This is a genomic window from Paenibacillus hexagrammi (assembly GCF_021513275.1).
GTDB classification, from domain to species: Bacteria; Bacillota; Bacilli; order Paenibacillales; family NBRC-103111; genus Paenibacillus_E; species Paenibacillus_E hexagrammi.
This window is the reverse complement of the sequence record NZ_CP090978.1, coordinates 3,597,665-3,620,721: the sequence shown is the minus strand read 5'-3', so window position 1 is coordinate 3,620,721 and position 23,057 is coordinate 3,597,665. Positions and strand designations below refer to the sequence as shown.

Here is a 23,057-nt window from a genome sequence, read left to right as displayed (position 1 = left end):
CCATATCGAAGGAGATGTGGTATTATAATCTCTAACAAACCGACCGGCGGTATGTATCGTGGAAAGAAGAGGAAGGCGGATATATCATGCTAATAACTAACGATCGAAAAGAACTGCTGCAGATGGGGGCAGTTGAGATGGCCAAAGGGATTCGTGAGGGATACTTTACTTCTCAGGAATTGGTTGAAGCTCATATTGAGCGAATTATGGAAATAAATCCTGTGCTACATGCAGTAGCCATTCCGCTGTTTGAGGAAGCGCGGCTTGCTGCTAAGCGGGCGGATCTCCAAGCAGCTAAGGGAGGGGAGCTGGGGCCATTGCACGGCGTTCCTGTGACGGTTAAGGAATCTCTTGATGTCGCGGGAACTCCCAGCACGTGGGGTCTCCCGCACCGTCAGGGCAAGCTGTCGCAGGCTGACGACCCAGGCGTTGCCCTGCTCAAGCAGGCAGGGGCGATTGTTATCGGCAAAAGCAACATCATGCAGCTGTTAATGGGGTGCGAGTCAGTCAACCCATTGTACGGACGGGTGCGCAACCCGTGGCGTCCGGAGGAGCGGTCCTCCGGCGGAAGCAGCGGCGGCGAAGCGGCCATCATAGCAGCCGGAGGTTCGCCTCTCGGCCTTGGTACCGATGTCGGCGGCAGTATCCGCACACCGTCCCACTTTTGCGGCATCCATGGCTTGAAGCCGACTCCAGGACGAGTGCCTTCAGGCAAACCGGAGGGCATCGTTCACGTCCTACCGGAAGCGGCGATGATGGCGAGCACGGGGCCGATGGCCCGGCGGGTCGAGGATCTCGTGCTTGCTATGGAGATTCTTTCGACGCCGGAGTACTTGAAGCAATCGCCTATTCGACCATCCAGCTCTCTGTCTATTCAAGGGCTGCACGTTGGCTTCTATACGACGGACGGCATTCTGGCTCCATCATCTGCCCTTCAACGCACAGTTCGAGAAGCGGCCGACGCCTTGGCACAATGCGGCGCAATCGTCAAAGAATTCGTGCTGCCCGAGCCTGAATTTGCACTTCATCAATTCTACTCGCTCATGTCGGCGGGGGGAGCAGCCGGCATTGAACGATCGTTGAATGGTGACGAAATGTCGGCGCAATTAGCCGGTGTCCATCGATCGTTCGGACTTACTAAAGGCAAGAAACGGTTTGTTTCTGGAATCCTTCGTTTACTTGGGCAGAAAATCGTGGGCCATCATATCGTTCCGTATCTCGGAGCAAAGACAGAAGATGAACGACACGAGCTTGTTCGGCAGCAGGAGCTTTACAGGCAAAGATTTCTTAAAGAAATGGAGCGGCAACAAGTTGATGTTCTCATCTCGCCGCCATTCCTGACACCATCCATCCAGCACGATCAATCCCTACAAATGTCCTATGAAGGCTCGTATGCACTGATGTACAACTATTTGCAAATGCCTGCGGGGATCGTTAGCACAACCCGTGTCCGAATGGATGAAGTGGCTGCCCGCCTCCGCAGCAGCGACAAGACCGTGCAGGCTGCAAATAAGGTCGATGAACACAGTGCCGGACTGCCTGTCGGCGTACAGGTTGCCGCCCCTCCGTGGCGAGAAGATCTGGTGTTGACGGTTATGGCATGTCTGGAGGAGCAGTTCATGCAGACGGAGGAGTATCCGGTTGGGAAGCTCGGTCACGATGGCGATTCCAAGCTTTTCATCTAGCCTAATATGTTCAGAATCGTGCTGTTGCCGGCGCCGGCACTACTCTGATTAGTTGATTCCTATGAACCGCGAAGCCTCTGAACATCCAACTTTGGCGGTCGTCCGTACATTCGGGCATATTCCCGGCTGAACTGGGATGGACTTTCGTAGCCTACGCGGAAGGCCGCATCGGAGGCTTGCATGGTTTCCGTCAACATCAAGCGGCGTGCTTCTTGTAAGCGCACGGTTTTCTGGTATTGCAGCGGGCTCATCGCTGTGACACGCTTGAAATGCTTGTGAAAGGCTGATGTACTCATGTTTACAGAATTCGCAAGCTGTTCAATCAGGAGCGGCCGGTCGTACTGCCTGTTAATCAACTGAATCGCTTGGGCAATATGGTGAGCCTGGCTGCCAATAACCGCGAATTGACGAAACAGGGACCCTTGCTCGCTTTGCAGCACTCGATACAGAATTTCTCGAATGACAAGCGGAGCCAGGACCTTCGCATCTTCAGGCGTACGTAATAGCTGCATGAGCCGTATGATGGCCTCGAGCAGGGAAGGTGTCGTTCTGTTCACGGTGATACCACGACAGGCTTCGGCAGGTGCTTCCCCCGTGAGGGTGCTTTCCTTGATCATATCCACAATCATGTCGGCTTCAAAGCTAAGCTTTAAGCTTAAGTACGGAGTGTCGGACGAGGCTTCCGTAATTCTTCCTACAATTGGAAGTTCAACAGAAGTGACCAGATAAGTGGAGGGATCATACCGAAAGGTTTCTTCGGCTAATGTGGCGGTCTTTGCCCCTTGAGCTACCACACATATGGAAGGTTTATAGACAGATTCTAACGGTTCAGAGGGCTCTGTGGCATGCATAAGCATCAAAGAAGGTACAGGTGTTTGATGTGTGCCGTTACTCGGAGCATGCGTGCGAATTAATAACGCCAATTGCTGCAAGGCTTGCTCTATGCGTATAGATTCATCCATGTTGGCGATCCTCCCTTTGGGAATGGTTTCCTTTATATTAGCGAATCCGAAGAGAATTAGGCAAGGATCAAATAGGTATGTTCTAACGGGGTACACAGATATTGGGTATAATGGATCCAGAAGGTCGCACAATGGAGAACAACATAAAGTCAAAATTGAAACCAGAGGAGAGAATAAACATGCATTTAAATGAAAAAGTCGCCATCATTACAGGAGCATCGCGAGGCATCGGAAGACAGATAGCCCTTCAGCTGGCACAGTCAGGTGCGAAAGTGGTTGTTAACTATTCTGCCAATCGTGAGAAAGCCGACGAGGTCGTGAAGCTTATTGAGCAGGCCGGAGGAGCAGCTGCCGCAATTCGCGCTGATATGGGCAAAGTGAGCGAAGTGGAAGCGATGTTTGCTGAGACGCTCGAGCGGTTTGGAAGCTTGGACATTCTGGTTAATAATGCCGGCGTCATGCAATGCAAAGCGATTCAGGATGTGACGGAGGAGATGTTCGACCAGCATTTTGACGTCAATGTGAAAGGAACCTATTTCGCTTGTCAGCAAGCGATGAAGCATATGGCCCAAGGAGGAACGATCATCAATTTCTCAACCTCTGTGTCTGGGGCGATGCTCCCAGCGTACAGTGTATATGCCGCAACCAAGGGAGCGGTTGAGCAATTGACCAGGCAGCTGGCCAAGGAATTCGGGCCGAAGGACATTACGATTAACTGCATAGCGCCTGGGCAAGTGTCGACGGAGTTATTTTTAAATGGCAAATCCGAAGAGCTGGTTGATTCATTCCGCCGTATGAATGCCTTTGGACGACTTGAGAGCCGGAGGATATCGCGAACGCCGTTGAGCTGTTAGTTAGCGACAAAGCCCGTTGGATAACGGGACAAACGATTCGTGTAAACGGCGGCTTTAATTAGGAGATAACGCGAAATAGCTGCGGACAGAATGTCTGCAGCACATGGAGAGAATGTATTGAAGAATGTAATGGAATCATTTATCGATGATGTAAGCATGAGCGACCGGCTCATGCTTTTTTTTCATGTAAAAAAACTTAAATTTCCGCACATGAAGCTAAAAAAACCTCATTCTAAACGAATGTGAGAGCGTGTACGCTTGAATACATAATCTTTCAAAGCTTCAAGACAGAAAGGAAGGAACGCTCATGGTCATTCAGAATCCAATTTTGAAAGGCTTTCATCCCGATGCATCGGCGATTCGAGTCGGCGATGACTATTATATCGCTACATCTACCTTTGAATGGTTTCCCGGCGTGCTGATTCATCATTCCAAGGACTTGGTTCATTGGCGTCCGCTGGCACGACCTTTGGATCGGATCAGCCTGCTGGATTTAAAAGGGGTTCCCAGTTCCGGCGGTATCTGGGCTCCGTCACTTAGCTATGATCAAGGTACTTTTTACTTGTGCTACACCCATGTAGTTTGCCGTAAAGGGGTTTACAAAGACTTGCACAATTACATCACAACCGCACCATCCATCGAGGGTCCATGGTCGGAACCGGTGTATCTCAATGCAAGCGGCTTTGACCATTTCTTGTTTCATGATACAGACGGTCGAAAGTATGTGTTCAATATGCAGTGGGATTTCCGGAAGAACAAAAACCGCTTTGCCGGAATCATCATGCAGGAATACAGCCCAGAGGAACGGAAACTGATCGGTCCGGTCAAAAGGGTTACACAAGGAACCCATCTGGGAGTAACCGAAGGGCCTATGGTTTACAAGAAAGACGGCTATTACTATCTGTTGGTGGCGGAAGGCGGAACAGGGATGAATCATGCAGCAACCTTGATGCGTTCCCGGCAAGTTGATGGACCCTATGAGGTGGACCCGTATTATCCTCTGCTTACCTCATTCGGGCATTCGGAGCATCCTCTGCAGAAGGCCGGTCACGGAAGCTTGGTCGAGACGCAGAACGGTGAGTGGTACATGGTGCACATTTGCAGCCGCAGTTTGCCGGATGGCAGCGGATTAAGTCCTTTAGGCAGGGAGACATCGATCCAAAAGGTCATCTGGACAGAAGACGGCTGGCTTCGGCTTGCATCGGGAGGGCAACTGCCCGATCTTGAGGTACCGGCACCGGATCTGCCGCTGCATCCATTCCCTGTCCAACCGGAGCGGGACCATTTTGACAAGGAAGAACTGGGCTTGAATTGGTCCACGCTGCGGGTTCCCGCTGACGACTCATGGCTAACGCTTCGGGAGAGATCAGGATATTTGCGTTTGTATGGCCGGGAATCGCTCTATTCTTTGCATAAGCAGAGTATGGTCGCCCGAAGAATAGAGAGCTTCGAGTGCGAGGTGGAGACCTGTTTGGAATTCGAACCCGAGGATTTTACCCAAATGGCCGGGCTGGTGCTTTATTACGACGAGTCGGATCACTTCTATGTCAGAGTCTCCTATGATGACGAGCATGGCAAACATCTCGCAGTTATCGTTAACGATCAAGGTGCCTACGAGGAAGCGGAGGACTATGTCGCGGTTCATAGCTGGGAGAGGTGTTACCTGAAGGCAACGATTCGATATGAAAAAGTCCAGTTTTATTATTCAGCCGACGGGATCGCGTGGACGCCGATCGGTCCTAGCCTGTACATGGGGATTTTAGCTGATGAATATCAAGGAAAGCTTTCCTTCACAGGGGCATTCGCAGGCGTATGCGTGCAAGATTTAAAGGGAACTCGTCTCCATGCGGATTTTGATTACCGCGAATAGCTAGGGAAAACAGAAAGTGGGGAGTAAACTGTGCTGAAAGAAACCGATCACAAGTGGGTTCATACCGTTATTGAGAAGATCACCAAAAAAATGGACTGGGTTAGTGAAAAATCGAAATATAAAATTCCTTATACAGCAGTTAACGGAAATCATGATGACAGGGCAGCTGAGAATCCTAGCGGTGCGGATGCAGATGGCATTTGCTGGTGGACCAACGGCTTCTGGGGCGGCATGATGTGGCTTATGCACCACGAGACCGGCCAAGACAAATATAAGGAAATCGCCAATATTTCAGAAGACTATCTGGATCGGTGCTTCGAGGAATTCTATGGTTTGCACCACGATGTGGGCTTCATGTGGCTGCCTACCAGTGTGGCCAATTATAAGGTGACGAAGAATCCTGTTTCACGTAAAAGAGCCCTGCATGCCGCCAATCTGTTAGCAGGAAGGTTCAATCTGGCGGGAGGCTTCATCCGTGCGTGGAACGATCTGGACGAAGGGGATACTAGAGGCTGGGCGATTATCGACTGTATGTTTAATATCCCTTTACTCTATTGGGCGACGGAGGAAACCGGTGATCCAAGATTTAAGCAAACTGCCATGAAGCATGCGGACACAGCAATGTCGGCGTTCGTACGCCCTGATGGTTCCGTTCATCACATCGTGGAATTTGATCCGTTTCACGGCGGGGTAGTCCGCACATACGGGGGACAAGGCTATGAAGAGGGCTCCTCTTGGACAAGAGGGCAGACGTGGGCTCTCTATGGCTTCATGATGAGCTATATCCATACCGGGAAGGAAGAGTATCTCCAGACCGCCAAGCGAATTGCTCATTATTTCATGGCCAATATTCCGGAAGACGGCGTCATTCCTGTGGATTTTCGCCAGCCCTTGGAGCCGAAGCGGGAGGATGACACAGCGGCGGCCATTGCAGCATGCGGGTTAATCGAGATTGCCAAAGCAGTCGGGACCTATGAGAAGGACGTATATCTGAATGCTGCGTTGAAGCTGCTGAAAACGCTGGATGCAAGGTCCGATTGGACACAGGCAAGCGATAGCATCATTCAGCGAGGCACCGAATCCTACCATAACAGGCGTCATCACCTTCCTATTATTTATGGGGATTATTATTTCATGGAAGCCGTGTTTAAGCTAAAGGGCAATGATTTGTATTTGTGGTAATTTTAGACGTTCGATAGACCCTCTTTTCGACAGACTGAAGAATCCTTACATTTGAAGGGTTCTTCTTCATTTTTCATCTGACAGGGAGCTATGGGTAGTAACCAAGCGGTAAAACTAGAAGAGACATTGGGAGTGGATGATATGATTGATCAAAACAACAAGGAGCCTTATATCAACGTATGGGCAGGGAATTTTTACAAACCGGCTTTTGATGATGAGGGCTTCGTGCAATATTCTGTCAAATTGGCTAAGCGGCTTGGCTTTAACAGCTTTCTTCTGGACGCTAAGGCCTGGGAAGATTTTCGAGACAGATACCAGGGGCTTGAAGCGAGCCAGTACTTGAAGATGATTGAGTTTACCATCAAGACACTCCAAGAGCACGGGATGAGCCATGAGTTTCTGGCTTTGTATTTGAACGGCGACAACTTATACCCGAATATTCGATTCAGCCCGCCTATTTATGGAGATTCAGTGGTGAATCCGGACGGCTCCAACGGAAAATGGTATCGATACTGGTCATCTAAAGCGCAGGATTCCATGATGGAGCATGTACAAGGCTTGTTAACCACATACGGCGAGAATGGCACAAGTGTCGAGGTGAACGGGCAAATCAGAAAACCGATTTGCAGCATGTGGGATCCTATTGTCGCACCTAGCTTTGACGAGGAGGGGATCGCAAGGTATGTCGATTGGTTATCTGGAGCTTATCATGATGACATTCATGCTTTTAATCAAAAGTATGGGACATCGTTTACAGCGTTCGCCGATTTAGCTCCAGCTGATTATTGGTATGAGTTGGCATACAGAGACGAAGCTATGTACACCGCAGAGGATGTGGCGGGATTGGCTCCTAAGGCCGTCATGTGGGCAGACAATATGAAATGGAGAAAAGAAGAGCTTTGCCGGTACTTTGAGTCCATGCAGAGACGTTTCAAAGAGTGGGACGAGTCCTTGTACTTATGTCCGAATTTGGCCCAGTGGAGCTACTTCCTGAATATTGATGGGTCGCTGCTCTCAAATGTAGGCTTCAGTGACCTATGGGATACTGCCATGCGAGGTCTTGATATTTATGCTTTGGCGCCCTATGTGGATACGGCTCACTTTATCACCGTTCCTGTTACGCCTTACGGAGATGCTGATCCTTACATCGTGTCTTGTCAGCACAGCATGATGCGGGCGATGAACGATGGCAGGGGATTTGTAGGAGGAATTTACTGGGGAAGGTTTCTGTATAACGATATCTATGCAACCGTAACTCCTTGTGAAATCGTTGGGAGCATTGTAGCCAGCGGTGCAAAAGGATATACCTCCTACGGAATGTGCGGTCTTGATGATGGTGGAGTTCTGCATCGTATGGGCGAAGACTTCCAAGACTCTCTTGCTGCTGCAAATCAATGGGCAAAGCGCGTTATTCCGATGATCCAAGGGAATAGAAGAAAGGATATTGCGCTCCTGTTCCCATCAGCGATGTCAACATTCGAACCGATGTCTGTAGACGGGAATAAAGAACGCAGAATGGATCTGCTGGGCTGGTTTAAATCCTGCTGTGACGCCGGATATTCCGCGGACATTATCGATCTCGTCATGATTGAGAAGAATTATTTGGACAACTACAAAGTCCTCATTATAAGCGCGAATGATTGTTATCTCCTAGAACCAAACTCGGAAGCTGAGAAACGGATCAGAGATTGGGTGCATCAAGGGGGCATTCTGCTGCATGGACCTGCCGATAAGCTTGTGGAATCGGCTCTGTCTATACAAGGTGCTGCTCATGAGCTTGATTGTATCCAGTATGGCGAAGGAGGATTGCCACAAGGGAGCTGTTTTGAGAGCTTTACAGGCGAGGAAGTCCATGCAACTTATATGAAGGACCAGAACGGCTGCGTAGTTTCCAATCCGAGGGGAAAAGGTGTAGTGTATTCCTTTGGCTTTTACTATGGGTATTCCTACAGTGCAAAAGTCGCTCCACATGTTCCGTTAGAACAGAAGAATAATGAGCTTTATCCGATCCCTATGATGAAAAGCGATATCGCCAAGGATCTGATTGGTCGGCATTTGAAGCCAAGTTGCGGGTTCCATCAAACGAATGTGGAAACCGCAGTATTTGATAATGGCATCGTCGTTGTGAATCATTCTTCTTATCCTGTCCTTTTGAAGGCATTAGTTGGCCAAAGGCACTTCCAATACCCAGTGAATGAAGATCTGTTATTGCCGCGAACCGCCGTCTTTATTGAGCTCTTCCCTGCTGGGCAAACATCTTAAAATCCTGCATATGAAGCTTAAAAAACAGCATACTAAACAATTTTGGCGTATGTTAGTCTTGATTCATGGAACAAATAACGGTGCAGATACTGAAGCATCGGATTTAATAAGCAGGCAGTAAGCAAGGTTAGACATAATAGGGAGGTTATACACGGATGAAAAACATTCAAAAAAACATGCTAGTATCCGTTACCACCGTAACGGCACTTTCGCTCCTCTTATCCGCATGCGGTGGCAGCAGCTCGTCTGAGCCAAGCTCCAGCCCGGCTGCGACAGGCTCTACGGCGCCAAAGAAAAATGTAACGTTCACCATTGGCTATGCGACAGGTGACCCGGCTACCAAGCAAGCGATGGCAGATGCTGTAGCGGCATTTACCAAAGCAAATCCGAATATCAAGATCAACGACCTGTCTGAAGGTGGAATGGCGTCTTACCTGGATTGGCTTAAAACCAAGGATGCCGTTAACGAATTCCCGGATCTCGTTGAAATGCGTGACACGCAGCTGTTCTCCGAAGCGGGTAAAATCGCCGAGCTGCCGGCTGAATGGCTTGAACTATTCAAAGATGCGCCCAAATTGAACGGCAAGAATTGGACGGCCCCTATCGTGGGGACGGCTCCGCAAGGAATTATCTATAGCAAAAAAGCGTATGCAGATGCAGGGATAACTGCCGAGCCCAAAACGTATGATGAATTCCTTCAAATCCAAGAAAAGCTGAAAGCAAAGGGCATTACCCCGCTAACCTTCGGAGGCAAAGATATTTTCCACTGGGGCTTCTGGGTGAACAAGTTCCTGATGGACGATGTATTTGCGGATGATCCGGATTGGAACTCCAAGCGGACCAAAGGTCAAGTAAGCTTCACGGATGCAGGACCTATGCAAGCTATGACGGACTTCAACGAGCTATTTGCGAAAGGTTATGTGGATAAAGGTTTCCTGAGTACAGCGGACAATCAAACGGCTTCGATGCTGGTAACCGGGAAAGCCGCTGAGTTATTCTCGGGTCCTTGGATGTTCTCGCAAATTTCTCAGGCGGATCCGAAATTCGAATTTGGCTGGTACCCGGTGCCTGACCGTAAAGGGCGAATTGTTGTAAACGGCTTGAACTCCTTTCAAGGATGGTCGATCTCCAAGAACGCGAATCAAGATGCGGATAAGAAAGCAGCCATCACGGAATTTATTCATTTCTTCTTCTCCAAAGATCAATACACGAAATTCATGAAAGCTGTGAATGGAATTCCGACAACCAAAGAAGCCATCTCCTACGAAGCCGGCCCGCAGATGAAGCGTGTGCTTGAAGTCATGAATGATCCGAACACCATGAAATCACTTCAAATCAACAGCTTCTGGGGCGAGAATCAAATGCCTCCGCAATGGCGCAATTGGTACTACAAATTAATTCAAGACTGGCTCACTAAAGGTGATTTCAGTGCAGAATACATGAAGAAAGCCGATGCTGAGTGGGATGCTAACGTAAAGGCGAACGCAGCAGGCAAAAAATAGACTGGATTAGCGGAGCAATCTACTGAGGTTAAGCGGGTGGATTGCTCCTTCTCAAATAGCAGTACATTTAGGAGTGAGAGTATGCCGAATGCGAATACGCTAGGAGTAACGACCAACACGAAGGCGGCAGCCAAAAAGAAAACCTGGCTCTCCTTCTCCGTTCTTTTTATTCTTCCATCATTTATTTTGTATACATTATTTGTCATCTATCCTACCTTAAATAGCTTTAACTTAAGCTTCACGAACTGGGATGGCGTCAGCGATGAGATTCATTACATTGGATTTGACAACTTTGTAGAGATGTTTCACAGTGAACGGGTCTATAACGCTCTTAAGAATACGGTCATCCTATCCGTTGCCTTGGTTATTCTGGAGAATATATTGGCTATTATATTGGCCATGCTGGTGGATCAAGTTCGCTGGTTCAAAAATTTGCTGCGAAGCATCTTTTATTTTCCGGTACTGCTTAGCGGTATTGTGATGGGGTTCGTGTGGGCTATTATCTTCAACTATAACTTCGGAGTCATTTCGCAGCTGTTGGACCGAATTGGTCTTAGCGCTTATAAGATTGATTGGCTGGGGAATCCCAATTATGCACTCATTGCTATCCTGATTACGACCGTTTGGAAAGGCGCCGGGTATTATATGATCATTTACTTGGCGGGTCTGCAGGGCATTCCACCCGAGCTGCATGAAGCAGCTGCCATCGATGGAGCGAGCCGCTGGCAGCAATTTCGTCACATCACATTCCCTCTGCTCGCCGGAGCCATGACGGTATGTGTGATGCTCTCGATGATCGGTGCCTTGAAGATTTTTGACCAAATCGCGGTTATGACAGACGGAGGTCCGGGATTCGCTACGGAAACCTTAACCTATATTGTTTATAAAGTTGGATTCGGAGAGCTGCGCCAGGGATACGGCACGGCATTGTCATTGGTACTCTTCATCCTGATCCTGATTGTATCTCTAATACAGGTGAAGCTGCTTCGGAAACGGGAGGTGCAGATGTAATGCATAAATCAAAAAAGGGTTTGGAAATCATCCTGTTTGCAGTCGCAGCGGTCTTGGCGGTTTTGTTTTTCTTCCCGGTGTACTTCAGTTTGATTTCAGCGTTCAAATCCAACGGAGAGATTTTGCGCAACGCAATGGCCCTTCCGTCTAGCTTGTATCTGGAGAGCTTCAAATATTTATTAACTAAGACAGATTTTCCGAAAGCTATGCTGAACAGCCTGATCTTGACGACCGTATCGATTCTCTTCATGGTTCTGATCATTCCCATGGCTGCTTATGCCATTGAGCGTACCGGAAAAAAATGGACGAACTTCGTGTACATCTATTATTTATCAGGGATGATGATTCCCTTTCAGGTCTATATGATCCCCTTGTTCAAAGAGATGAGAACTTTCGGCTTCTACGGTACATTAACCGCTCCAATCCTCATTTATATCTCGGGCTCGGTTGGTATGGGCGTACTGCTGTACACCAGTTTTATTAAAGGAATTCCGGCTGAAATTGAAGAAGCTGCTTCCATTGACGGATGCTCGAGAATTCGCACCTTTTGGCAGATCGTATTTCCGCTTCTCGGACCTTGCACAGCAAGTATGGTCGTTCTTCAAGGACTGGGGATCTGGAATGACTTCTTAATGCCGAGTCTGGTACTTCATTCTAATAATCGAACGATGATCGTGGAAATTTTCAAATTTGTGGGAGAGCTTGCCTCCCAGTGGGATATGGTGTTTGCCGGCACGCGGATTTAACAAGATGACGGATCGTCTAAACAGCTATATTGATGAGGTTTACGTTGCTCAGATTAAACAGAAGCAAGCGGAATTAACGGCTCTGAAGAGTCAAATCCGTCCTCATTATCTGTATAATACGTTGGAGGTTATTCGCATGAGTGCGGTCGCGAATGATGATGAGGAGGTAGCTGATATGATTCTCTCCTTGTCCCAACAATTAAAATATGTACTCGATTATGGGGAAGAGAATGTTACGCTCTTGGAAGAGAAAATGAACATAGAGCAGTATTTCCGCCTGATGATGCTTCGTTACGGGGAGCATCGGTTGGCTTTGGATTTGCGCATGGATGGAGAGTTGATGGGATGTATGCTCCCGAAGCTATCCATTCAACCGTTGGTAGAGAATGCGATTTACCATGGAATTATGCCTAAATCAGGTAAAGGGACGATCCGGCTCACAGCTGCGAAGGAGAGTGGACGATTCATACTGACCGTGGATGATGACGGAATCGGTATGGATGGGGCTGCGCTGGAACAGCTGAGAAGCAGACTTCAGGGGAGTGTTCCATCGGATCCAAGCTCCGGAGGGATCGGTCTTAAAAACGTACATGATCGAATTACAGGATTGTATGGACAAGACTACGGAATTCAGGTAAACAGCACACGTCATATAGGAACCTCCGTACAAATGGTTCTTCCCATCATGAAAGAGGTGAAAGCTCCATGATTACTGCGGTTTTGGCCGATGACGAGCCTATTATTATTAAAGGTTTAAAGAAGCTTATCCCCTGGGAGGAGCTCGGTATTCGTATTGTAGGAGAAGCATGGACGGGTAAAGGGCTCATGGAGCTGATTGAGCGGGAAAAGCCTTCTTTGGTTATTACCGACATTAGCATGCCCGACGGGTCCGGTATTGATGTGCTTAAAGAAATTACGAGCCGGGGACTGAGGAGTAAGGTCCTATTTATCAGTGCGTATCAGGAGTTCTCCTATGCCAAGGATGCCCTTGCACTCGGTGCTGTTGACTATCTGGTCAAGCCGATCGAAAAGGGGCTGCTGCTAAGCGCTGTCGACAAGGCTATAACCCTATTAAAGGAAGAGTCGGAAGGAATTCAATATAAAACGAAGCTGGCCGTGTATGAGCATAAGGACCGCAAAACCCAGCTGGAGGAATTATTCGACCGTCTTCTGGACGGGGATGTTCGGATGGAAGAGGCCGAAGACAAGCTCAGGAGCCTGGATTCCGGCTGTACGTACAGTCATTATACGGTGATGCTGCTCGAACCCGAGCAATCCGGAGAGAATTCCCGCTGGGGGGAACACGAAAAGCGGCTGCTGCTATTCGCCATTGGTAACATGGCGGAGGAATTGATGTGCGCCGATGCCGCAGGGATCATCCTACGTAAAGGAGAGCGTCTCTGCGCAGTGGTGAATCATCATGGAAATTACGCTGTGCAAGCTCTTGCTGCGAATATAATTCATAACGTACAGCTTTTTTTGAAAATTACGCTTTCTGTCGGAATTGGAAAAACGGCTACCGGGCTTGAAGCAATCAAGGAATCCTACCGGACGGCTTGCGAGGCGATGGGTCTTGTCTTTTTCAAAGGTGGAAGGGCTCATTCCTGGTCTGACATTCAGGTGAAGAGCGAAGTGTCAGAGCGGGACCTCAGCGATGCCAGACAACAGGTTTTCCAAGCTCTGGTCACGAAGGAGCGGGCACTTGTGGAGTCACGGCTTTTTGAATTGCTTGCGAACATACGCGATTTTTCCGGAGGCAGCCGGGATAAAGCGGTGATGGCCTGCTACAGCACGCTGCTCGAGTGGTCAGTAGGACTGGAGGAAATCGGAATTCCACTCGTTGAAGAAGGACAAGAGCTTAAGAGTCACTTGACTGTCATGCACAATGCTAACCGCTACGAGGAACTAGAGCAGTATCTTCAGGATCTTACGGAAGGGCTGCTTAGGCGTCTGGAGTCTGGCGGAGTTGGCAAAGAGGCTCAGCAGCTGCTCACTGTGAAAGAGTATATGGAGCGCTGTTATATGGATAATATTACTTTAGAAGGGGCAGCCTCCAAAATCTTCATGAATCCCTACTACTTCAGCACCTTCTTCAAAAAGCATACTCAAATGAACTTCAAGCAATATTTAACCGAGGTTCGAATGAAGCAGGCGGTTAAGCTGCTGCTTCAAACCGATCTGATGGTGTATGAAATCGCGGAGCAGGTGGGGGATAACAACGCCAGACAGTTTAGCGATATGTTCAAGAAATACTACGGAAAGCTTCCGCAGGAGTATAAAATGCAGAGCGGTGATAAGTAGCGGGGGTCAACAGCGATCGGAAAAGCTGCTGAAGCTCGTAATGAGCATTGCTTGATCAACGGACAAAGGGAAGGGGATGCCCAGGGCTACCCCTTCCCTTTTAGATTTGCATCTCTAGCTTCTCACTCGCTAACATTGTCGAACAATGCCTCTACGTTAGAACATATGTCGGCAGAAAGGAATTCGTTATTTTTCAGCGAATCTCTTAGCCAATTCATGAAGAAGAGCAGGGCACTTAATTTGAGCTTTCAAAGGAGGGATAACATGGAGGTTGATGATTTGGAGGATATTTCCAATGATACCATTGTCGCTGACGGGTTAGATATTGATGATGAGGACGAAGATGAGGAGTATCACGCTTCGTTCAAACGAAATGATAGAAGAGGCCGATAATAGCTGCCGTCACTTCATAAGAATTTCTAGTTTCATGGAAAGATATTCTATTTTAAAGGCAGCATCTGGAACATACAATGAGGCTAGGTTTAAGGGGAGGAGGAAGGAATTTACAATTAACGGAGATGGCAGAAGGAAGATCTCGCATCTATTGCAAGCGCATTCAATGATGAAGAAGTACAGGAGGGAACTATGAATACTCGTGTTCGAAAAGGATTTTCAGTACTGTTATCGGCATTGATGCTTTTTTTGCTGCTTCCCGCACAGATCATTCTAGCTGACGAAACAACGAATGCGGCAAACGGGTTAATCGCTCATTATGATATGTCAAAGGCAGGAAGTAAACTGACAGACGTAAGCGGTAATGGGCTTGATGCCGAATATGTCGGTTTTCAAGATAGCGACTTTGTCAAGGACCAAGGAGCGACCGTCTTAAACTTTACAGGAGACAAGTCCAAGTATGTCAAGCTGCCCAAAGGGCTTATCAACAGTGAGTCCTTTACGATCGAAACCAAGTTTACTACCAGTACCAAAGCTGCACAGTGGCTTTACACACTGGGTACCAAGTCCGGCACTTGGCCCAATGTGAACAACTACGTATTTTTGAATCCTATGCAGGGTAATGGATCGGTTAGATTCGGCATTAAGGATGCAACGACGGAGCTGCTGTTTCAAAATGCGACCCTAAAGTCAGGTGAGTATAACACGTTTACCGCAGCCTTTGAGCCGGGGAACATTACGTTGTATCTCAATGGGGAACTGGTTGGCAATATCGCTCATACGTATTCGGTCATGGATATTTTGGCGGCGGGTACGGACTCGGCTGCCAACGAGATCGGCTACCTTGGAAAATCGCTGTACACGCCGGACGCGGCTTTTGTAGGTAAATTAGCTGATTTCAAAGTGTATAACTACACCTTATCGGCCGAGGAAGTGAAGCAAAACGAAGCATTGCCTGACGAACTTCTTGTTGAAGAAGCGAAGCAGCAACTGGAAATACCGAATGCTAGCGATATTCGCGGAAACATTACGCTGCCTTCCACTGGCTACAAAGGAGCCCAAATTACTTGGGCAACGGATCGTCCTGATGTCGTAAACCTGAATGAAATCACAAATGACAATTACGATAACATGCCTCCTGGTGTTGTAACTAGACAAGATGCCGATACGCAGGTGAAATTAACGGCGACCCTCACATCCGGCAGTGCTAGTGCAACCAAGGATATAACCCTAACCGTGAAAGCCAAGTCTGCGAAACCGGATCTTCAGAAGTATTTGTTCACCCACTTTACGGGTGAAAGCGCGACTGGAGAGCAGATTTATTTTGCAGGAAGTGAAGATGGCTTGCATTGGACGGATTTGAATGACGGCAATCCGGTGCTAACCTCAGATCTTGGGGAAAAGGGGGTTCGCGATCCGTTCATTATGCGCTCCGCTGAGGGCGACAAGTTCTACATTATCGCGACGGATTTGAGAATTGCCAGCGGCAAAGGCTGGGGGATGCTCAGCAGAACGGAAGCAAATCGCTCATCATATGGGAATCGGACGATCTGGTGAACTGGTCGCAGCCACGGATGGTGCAGGTCGCACTTCCTAACGCGGGATATGCGTGGGCACCGGAAGCCACCTATGATGAGAAAACCGGCGAATACGTCGTATATTGGGCATCCAGCCTGCAGGAGAACGGGCATGGCAGCCGCCGAACATTTACTACGCGAAGACACGAGATTTCTACACATTTACAGATACGAAATTGTATATCGACAGACCGGGAACGCAGGGCATTATTGATACGACGATGATTAAAGCGGACGGCCATTATTACCGGATGTCAGGTGACGGCCAAATTACCATCGAACAAAGCGATCAAGTGCTTGGCACGTGGAACAAAATCGGTGACCTGCAGCCAATTGGGCTAACAGGAAGCGATGTGGAAGGACCTCTGGTATATAAGTTTAACGACCGGAATGAATGGAATCTTATGGTCGATCAGTATGCAACAGGGAAAGGGTACCTGCCGTTACTGACATCGGATCTCTCCAGCGGGAACTTTAGAAAGCTAACGACAAGCGAGTACAGTCTTGGTAGCAATCTGAAGCGGCACGGTACGATTCTGAATGTAACTCAGGCGGAATATGACGCCATTATGGCCAAATGGAATCGCCAGGTACAAGTACCTGATGAAGATGCGAGCCAAAGTCCGATTCTAGAGTACAACTTTGAAGAGAACAGTACGGACGGCAGCATCCTGGATGCTACGGGCAATCATCATACAGGAGCATTGAACGGAAATGCAGCCTACGTAACCGATGCGGAAAAGAATTCGAAAGTGCTTTATTTGGACGGAACGAGCGGCACGTTTGCTGCCTTCCCTGAAGGCTTTTTCGAGGGGAGAAATACCGTGACCATCTCCATGGATGTTAAAGCGGAGACCGTTTCCGGCAATTTCTTTACCCTAGCCATCGGTCAAAATGATCAGAAGTATATGTTCCTGCGCACAAGAGACACCGAAATTCGTAATGCCATTACGACTGGGAGCTGGACAACGGAGCAGGAAGCAAAAGCCTCTACTTCATCGATCAAAAGCAAGTGGATGAACCTGAAGCTTGTCATGACCCCTACGAGTATGGCGATTTATAAAGACGGTGTCTTATTTGCTCAAAACAATAATCTCAGCATTTCCATGTCGGATTTAGGTGCGAATCTGCTTGCTTATCTAGGCAAATCCTTCTATTCGGGAGATGCTTATTTCAAAGGGTATTTCGATAATGTGAAGGTGTATAACCGTGCGCTGTCCCCTTCGGAAATATCGGGAGATACAGCTTCGATCGATAAAGTAGAGCTTGATGCGTTAAAAACGGACGCTGTGATCGATCACACGAGTCACAAGATTACCATGGTGGTACAGTCAGGCAGCGATATGAAGCAGCTTGCTCCTACATTTACACTGTCAGACGGGGCGACCATCAGTCCGGCCTCCGGGTCGGCGCAAGACTTTTCTAATCCGGTCACGTACACCGTCACAGGTCAAGATAATAAAGTTCAAACGTGGACTGTAACTGCGCATCAGCTCAATACGCCAATTCTTCCTGGACTGTATGCGGATCCGAACGTGGTCGTATTCGGCAATAAGTTCTATATTTATCCGACTACCGACGGTTTTGCCGGTTGGTCAGGAACGCAGTTCAAGGTTTTCTCCTCCGATGATTTGGTTCATTGGACCGATCATGGTGTCATCTTCGATGTTCCGAAGGATACCACATGGGCGACAGGCCGTGCTTGGGCTCCAACGATTGAAGAGAAGAACGGCAAGTATTACTTCTACTTCTGCGCGGATGCCCAAATTGGTGTGGCGGTTTCCGACTCACCGACAGGACCATTCGTTGATGCGCTGGGTAAGCCAATGATCGCAACAGGACAATACGGAAGCGGTCAAATGATTGATCCGGCTGTATTCACGGATGACGACGGGCAATCTTATCTTTATTTTGGTAACGGCCATGCTTACGTAGGCAAGTTAAGCGAGGATATGCTTTCGCTCAGCGGAGTCAAAGATATTACGCCATCAGGGTATAACGAAGGATCTTTTGTCTTCAAGCGTAACGGCAAGTATTACTTTATGTGGTCCGAGAACGATACGCGGGATGAGAACTATCGGGTTGATTATGCGATCGGCGATTCTCCATGGGGACCTTTCACGAAACAATCCATTGTGCTTCAAAAGGATCTTTCCTTAGGTATCAAAGGCACAGGTCATCATTCTGTTGTCAAAGTGCCAGGCACGGACGATTATTACATGGTCTATCACCGATTCGCGATCCCAGGCGGGGACGGAACTCATCGGGAAACAACCATCGATAAGATGGAATTTAATGCGGATGGAACAATTAAACCGGTAACCGTCACCGTTGAAGGTATCGCTCCGGTATCTATTCCTGGGGTACCAGCTACACCTAAGGCATCCTTACAAGGGCCATCCAGTGTCATGAACGGACAATCGTTTGAAGTCACATATGGACTGAGCAGTGTGAGCAATAATGTGTATGCGCAGGATGTGACGGTCTCCTATGATCCGCAGCAGCTTGAGTTTGTTTCAGCAAGCGAGCTGAGTGAGGATTGGCGCATTCTTGCCACGTCCACGGAAGTGAGCGGGAAAGTTAGAATCATTGCGGCTAAGATCGGTTCCCAGCAGGATACTTCAGGCGATCAGTTCAAGCTGACTTGGAAAGCGAAGAGTACGAACACAGCTTATACAAGCACATTGGCTCTGAATAACGTCATGACAGCTGATGCCAGCGGTACGGAGTCGAATGTGGAGGGAAGCAGCTACAATGTAGAGGTTACAGTCGTACAGCAAACACCTGGAGATTTGAATGACGATCAGAGATTCTCCATCGGCGACTTGGCGCTTGTAGCTACTTACTATGGGAAGACCTCTTCTGATACAAATTGGAACGAAATCTACAAGAAGGCGGACATGAACAATGACGGAATCATCGATATTGCTGACATTTCGGCTGTGGCTAGATTGATTCTGCAGGATTAAATCATATCGTAGAACGAATGAGGGGGAGAAGCGATTCTCCCTCTGTTTATCGTGAGATCCCCCTTATATCCTGCTCTTCATAGGTTTTCTTTAGTCGAATACTTCCAATCCCTAAGATCGTAAATATTTCAAGTTTCAGCGAAATTTTTTCTATTGAGGTCATCAATCCTGAGGAGTAAAGTGAATCTACATGGATACATTACGTATCGATTATAGTAGAGATCGCATTTAACCACGATGTAACAACAAGTTTTGGAACAGTTGAAAGCGCTTTAGAGGGGAGGCCCATGAAATAGCAATTCTGTAACGTAGACATGAGGGATTAGTAGAATTCAAAAAGAGTAACATGAAACCTGGAGGGAATTTGCTATGAGTGAGTTACAAATGATCCGTGACGGCTTCTCGTACACGCGAACAAGGAAAAGCCTTGGTCACAAAGTATGCTCCGTACTATTGTCGAGTGCCTTGATTGCAGGAGTCTTTGCAGTAGGCGAGGGCGGAAAAGCCTATGCGGCGGACACGCCATCAGCACCTCAGAATGGACTTATTGCTGATTATTCGTTCGCTCAAACGCCGCAGGATGGCAAGACGATTGCAAACCTGGCTACGAATGCCGGTGCTGTCGGCAGTGCAGTCGTACAGAATGAATCCACTGCCAAATGGGAAGACAGCGCTCTTGTGTTTTCTGGTGTGGGCACCTCGGTAAGCAGTCCGACAGGAACGTGGGTGTCGCTGCCTAACGATATTTTGAGCGGTAAGACCTCTGCTACGGTAAACATCGAGGTCAAGCCTAGTGCATCCATCATCACGAAGAACCATTTCCTTTGGAGCATCGGTAACACGGGGACCAACACGTATTGGTTCACCAACACACTGGCGCCTCGCACGTCGATCAAATACGGCGGCAGTGAAAAGACGGCTCAATCTTCCTCGGCGCTGAAGGCGGACCGTTGGTACAGCCTTACGTCCGTTATTGATGCTGAGACGAAGATGATCTCATTCTACGTTGACGGTGTCAAAGTTGGCGAGAAGCAGGACAGCGGCATGTCGCTAGCACAGGTGGCTGATCAGTCGCGGAACACAATCGGAAGGGCGCCGTACAACGATGTGCTGTTCCAAGGTTCGGTAGCTTCTTTCCGTATTTATGACCGAGCCCTGGGGGCAGATGAAGTGAATCAGATCTCGGAGGTTGACGCAAAGCTCCATGAGAGCTCCATTGAGCAGGCTGTGCAAGAAGCGGTTAATAACGTGCAAGATGTAACGATCTCAGATTCAACAGTGACCCTGCCGAGCTACAACGGAACAGTCAAGTGGACCTCGAAGACTCCGGCGGTTCACATTATGGAAGATGGTGTGACTGCAACGGCGCTTCAGCCAGCAGCTGGAGAAAGTCCGCTTACCGGCACCTTGACGGCGACAATGACCTCGCGTGGTGTGAGCGTGTTCAAGGACGTGAATGTCACCGTCAACGCGGTGCCGACCGCAGCCGACCCGTACGGCTATCTTATGGTTCATTTCATTGAAGACTCCGGCGGTTATGCTGAGAAAATCTACCTGGACGTCTCACGTGGAGATAACCCGGAGCAGTGGGATCCGCTGAACGGCGGCAAGCCGATCCTCGCTTCCAATATGGGCACGACAGGTGTGCGCGACCCTTATTTGACCTATAACCCGGAGACGAAGACTTACTACATGATTGCGACTGATCTGCGCGTTTTCGGCGGTGACGGTGCGGGCTGGGGAGTGTGGCAGAAGAGCTACAGTACCAAGGTGAATGTATGGGAGTCCAAGGATCTCATCACTTGGAGCGATATGCGTCAGTTCGATGTAGCGCGCGACAAAGAAGGTAACAAAGTTGCTGAGCTCGGCATGATGTGGGCGCCTGAAGCGACTTGGGTTCCGGATTATTACGGCGAAGGCAAAGGTGCGTTCATCATGTATTGGTCCTCGCAGCTTTATGCAAATGACGACCCGAACCATGATAATGCGACTTACAGCCGTGTCATGTGGGGCGCAACAACCGATTTCACGCAAAGCACTTTCCAGTACGGCGGTGTCTTTGTTGATTTTAATGGCAACACGATTGATACGACAATGATTCAAAATAACGGGAAGACCTACCGCATCACCAAGGATAACTCCCGTGGCAATGCCATCTATATGGAGTCTACCGATGCGAAGCAGTGGTGGAAGCCTGAAACCGTGTGGTCCACCATTCAAACCAAAATCGGTTCTGCATACGGCAGCGTTGAGGGTCCGGCTGTGTTCAAAAGCCATAGCGAAGACAAATGGTATCTCTATGTCGATGTAATCCCTTCCACAGGTTATCGTCCTATGGTGACTACAAACCTCGATAATGGCTGGACGCAGCTGAACAGCGCAGGCTTCTATATGGCTCCTTCTACGAAGCATGGCGGAGTGATCTCGTTAACAAAGGCACAATATGATGCCATTCGGAATGCTGATGCAGCTTCTGCAATATCCCAAGATCTTGGCGATACAGAAATAGCGCAAGGAACTTCATCTGAAGGCCTTGCTGCGGCTCTGCCGAAAACAGCATCAGTTAACCTCGCCTATCAACGCGGTAGTTCTCAGCTTCCCGTTACTTGGGACACATCCGAAGTTGATCTGAACACAGTGGGCACTTATTCCATTACCGGCCGGGTTCAATCCATCGGCGCGAATCTCAATCAATGGGTGGGTAAGGACGGATTAACCAGTTATTTGGCAGAGGATAAGGAGCTGTACAGCTCCACAGCGATAACAGTTACAGGTTCCGTTACCGTGAAGGAATCAACAAGCGGGGCAGATGCCTTCTTGCAAGGTGCGGACACGGTAAAAGCCGGGCAGACATTCGATCTGACCTATCACTTGAATCCGCAGGAAGCTGAGGCCATGGCGCAGGATGTCACGATTAGCTACAATGCGGACCTGTTGGAGTTTGCGGGTGCGGATTCTATGAATGACAATTTCCAGATTCTAGCTGTGAGTGATCCGCTGACAACGCCGGGACAAGTGCGGATCATTGCTGCTCAAGTAGGCGAACCAGTTACTGACAGCGGAGACTTGATTAAGCTACATTGGAAAGCGAAATCACCTGCAGCGGATGCTGTGGCGACTACGACAATCAGCTTGTCTAAAGTCATTGTAGCTGACCGATCAGGCACGGAGACCGAGCTGAGCGGAGATTCCCACAGCGTACAGGTCCAAGTTATGGATTCGAGCCAAATTCTTGCTCTCATCGCCGAGGCTCAGTCCAAGCATGATGCTGCCGTAGAGGGGAATCAAGCTGGGCAATATCCTGCCGGTTCCAAAGCGAAGCTGCAATCTGCGATCGATAGCGCGAAGGCGGTTGCCGAGGATGCAAATGCAACTCAGCAGCAGCTGGATGCAGCGAAGTCAGCGCTTAGCAGCGCTCTGCAGGAGTTCACAGCAACCGTCATCACTCGAAACCCAGGGGACGTGAATTCCGATAATAAGATCAGCATCGGGGATCTGGCAATCATCGCACACGCGTATGGGAAAACATCGAATGATACAGATTGGAACGATTATAAGGCGTCCGATCTGAATGGTGACGGTATAGTGGATATCGAGGATCTGTCTGCGATGGCGCGATTGATTGTAAGTGAATAGCATCCGTACATTTAGAAAACGCGGAAAATGTAGGTGTGAAGCGGGAAATGGAGAGTTAGGATAACAAGGCAGAGAGGGAGAAATATTCTCCCTCTCTATTCTTTCTT

14 protein-coding genes and 1 pseudogene are annotated in these 23,057 nt (G+C 48.7%); 14 read left to right on the top strand and 1 reads right to left on the bottom strand.

The window, feature by feature from the left end; translation table 11 throughout:
* Nucleotides 1-86: 86 nt before the first annotated feature.
* Nucleotides 87-1,685 (top strand): amidase, encoded by a 1,599-nt coding sequence (locus tag L0M14_RS16510; RefSeq protein ID WP_235117775.1) that lies wholly within the window; start codon nucleotides 87-89, stop codon nucleotides 1,683-1,685.
* A 59-nt stretch (nucleotides 1,686-1,744) separates the two neighbouring features.
* On the opposite strand, the gene L0M14_RS16505 is transcribed toward L0M14_RS16510, so the two are convergent.
* Complete coding sequence (locus tag L0M14_RS16505; protein ID WP_235117774.1) at nucleotides 1,745-2,647, bottom strand: AraC family transcriptional regulator; 903 nt, start codon at nucleotides 2,645-2,647, stop codon at nucleotides 1,745-1,747.
* A gap of 179 nt (nucleotides 2,648-2,826) precedes the next feature.
* Here L0M14_RS16505 and L0M14_RS16500 point away from each other — a divergent pair.
* The 13 genes and pseudogenes from L0M14_RS16500 (at nucleotide 2,827) to L0M14_RS16445 (ending at nucleotide 22,950) form a co-directional block, all read left to right on the top strand.
* A pseudogene (locus tag L0M14_RS16500) lies at nucleotides 2,827-3,563 on the top strand (SDR family oxidoreductase).
* Nucleotides 3,564-3,808: 245 nt separating this feature from the next.
* Nucleotides 3,809-5,371 carry a glycoside hydrolase family 43 protein gene (locus L0M14_RS16495; RefSeq protein ID WP_235117773.1) on the top strand — a complete coding sequence of 521 codons (1,563 nt, stop codon included), beginning with the start codon at nucleotides 3,809-3,811 and terminating at the stop codon, nucleotides 5,369-5,371.
* A gap of 90 nt (nucleotides 5,372-5,461) precedes the next feature.
* Nucleotides 5,462-6,553 (top strand): glycoside hydrolase family 88 protein, encoded by a 1,092-nt coding sequence (locus L0M14_RS16490; protein WP_405031089.1) that lies wholly within the window; start codon nucleotides 5,462-5,464, stop codon nucleotides 6,551-6,553.
* Nucleotides 6,554-6,694: 141 nt separating this feature from the next.
* A complete protein-coding gene (locus L0M14_RS16485) occupies nucleotides 6,695-8,815 on the top strand; it encodes a type 1 glutamine amidotransferase family protein (RefSeq protein WP_235117771.1) in 2,121 nt (706 codons plus the stop codon).
* A gap of 155 nt (nucleotides 8,816-8,970) precedes the next feature.
* A complete protein-coding gene (locus tag L0M14_RS16480) occupies nucleotides 8,971-10,317 on the top strand; it encodes an ABC transporter substrate-binding protein (RefSeq protein ID WP_235117770.1) in 1,347 nt (448 codons plus the stop codon).
* An 81-nt stretch (nucleotides 10,318-10,398) separates the two neighbouring features.
* Nucleotides 10,399-11,328: a carbohydrate ABC transporter permease gene (locus tag L0M14_RS16475; protein ID WP_235117769.1), complete on the top strand. Its 930-nt coding sequence runs from the start codon at nucleotides 10,399-10,401 to the stop codon at nucleotides 11,326-11,328.
* The gene (locus tag L0M14_RS16470) at nucleotides 11,328-12,074 is read left to right on the top strand and encodes a carbohydrate ABC transporter permease (protein WP_235117768.1); all 747 of its coding nucleotides are present in this window, start codon (nucleotides 11,328-11,330) and stop codon (nucleotides 12,072-12,074) included. The genes L0M14_RS16475 and L0M14_RS16470 overlap by 1 nt, the downstream gene beginning before the upstream one ends.
* A 4-nt stretch (nucleotides 12,075-12,078) precedes the next feature.
* Nucleotides 12,079-12,783, top strand: a complete 705-nt coding sequence (locus tag L0M14_RS16465) for a sensor histidine kinase (RefSeq protein ID WP_235117767.1) — start codon at nucleotides 12,079-12,081, stop codon at nucleotides 12,781-12,783.
* Complete coding sequence (locus L0M14_RS16460) at nucleotides 12,780-14,375, top strand: response regulator (RefSeq protein ID WP_235117766.1); 1,596 nt, start codon at nucleotides 12,780-12,782, stop codon at nucleotides 14,373-14,375. The genes L0M14_RS16465 and L0M14_RS16460 overlap by 4 nt, the downstream gene beginning before the upstream one ends.
* A 264-nt stretch (nucleotides 14,376-14,639) precedes the next feature.
* Nucleotides 14,640-14,768, top strand: a complete 129-nt coding sequence (locus L0M14_RS31105; RefSeq protein WP_260115360.1) for a hypothetical protein — start codon at nucleotides 14,640-14,642, stop codon at nucleotides 14,766-14,768.
* Nucleotides 14,769-14,960: 192 nt separating this feature from the next.
* The gene (locus L0M14_RS16455) at nucleotides 14,961-16,325 is read left to right on the top strand and encodes a LamG domain-containing protein (protein ID WP_235117765.1); all 1,365 of its coding nucleotides are present in this window, start codon (nucleotides 14,961-14,963) and stop codon (nucleotides 16,323-16,325) included.
* 103 nt (nucleotides 16,326-16,428) lie between these two features.
* Nucleotides 16,429-19,314, top strand: coding sequence for a family 43 glycosylhydrolase (locus L0M14_RS16450; RefSeq protein WP_235117764.1), 2,886 nt, complete (start codon nucleotides 16,429-16,431; stop codon nucleotides 19,312-19,314).
* 369 nt (nucleotides 19,315-19,683) lie between these two features.
* Nucleotides 19,684-22,950 carry a LamG-like jellyroll fold domain-containing protein gene (locus L0M14_RS16445; protein WP_235117763.1) on the top strand — a complete coding sequence of 1,089 codons (3,267 nt, stop codon included), beginning with the start codon at nucleotides 19,684-19,686 and terminating at the stop codon, nucleotides 22,948-22,950.
* Nucleotides 22,951-23,057: the final 107 nt, after the last annotated feature.

Coding starts and splice junctions, on each gene's coding strand:
- L0M14_RS16510 (WP_235117775.1), top strand. CDS start 87: ATGCTAATAACTAACGATCGAAAAGAACTGCTGCAGATGGGGGCAGTT.
- L0M14_RS16495 (WP_235117773.1), top strand. CDS start 3,809: ATGGTCATTCAGAATCCAATTTTGAAAGGCTTTCATCCCGATGCATCG.
- L0M14_RS16455 (WP_235117765.1), top strand. CDS start 14,961: ATGAATACTCGTGTTCGAAAAGGATTTTCAGTACTGTTATCGGCATTG.
- L0M14_RS31105 (WP_260115360.1), top strand. CDS start 14,640: ATGGAGGTTGATGATTTGGAGGATATTTCCAATGATACCATTGTCGCT.
- L0M14_RS16445 (WP_235117763.1), top strand. CDS start 19,684: ATGAGTGAGTTACAAATGATCCGTGACGGCTTCTCGTACACGCGAACA.
- L0M14_RS16485 (WP_235117771.1), top strand. CDS start 6,695: ATGATTGATCAAAACAACAAGGAGCCTTATATCAACGTATGGGCAGGG.
- L0M14_RS16475 (WP_235117769.1), top strand. CDS start 10,399: ATGCCGAATGCGAATACGCTAGGAGTAACGACCAACACGAAGGCGGCA.
- L0M14_RS16460 (WP_235117766.1), top strand. CDS start 12,780: ATGATTACTGCGGTTTTGGCCGATGACGAGCCTATTATTATTAAAGGT.
- L0M14_RS16480 (WP_235117770.1), top strand. CDS start 8,971: ATGAAAAACATTCAAAAAAACATGCTAGTATCCGTTACCACCGTAACG.
- L0M14_RS16465 (WP_235117767.1), top strand. CDS start 12,079: ATGACGGATCGTCTAAACAGCTATATTGATGAGGTTTACGTTGCTCAG.
- L0M14_RS16490 (WP_405031089.1), top strand. CDS start 5,462: ATGGACTGGGTTAGTGAAAAATCGAAATATAAAATTCCTTATACAGCA.
- L0M14_RS16470 (WP_235117768.1), top strand. CDS start 11,328: ATGCATAAATCAAAAAAGGGTTTGGAAATCATCCTGTTTGCAGTCGCA.
- L0M14_RS16505 (WP_235117774.1), bottom strand. CDS start 2,647: ATGGATGAATCTATACGCATAGAGCAAGCCTTGCAGCAATTGGCGTTA.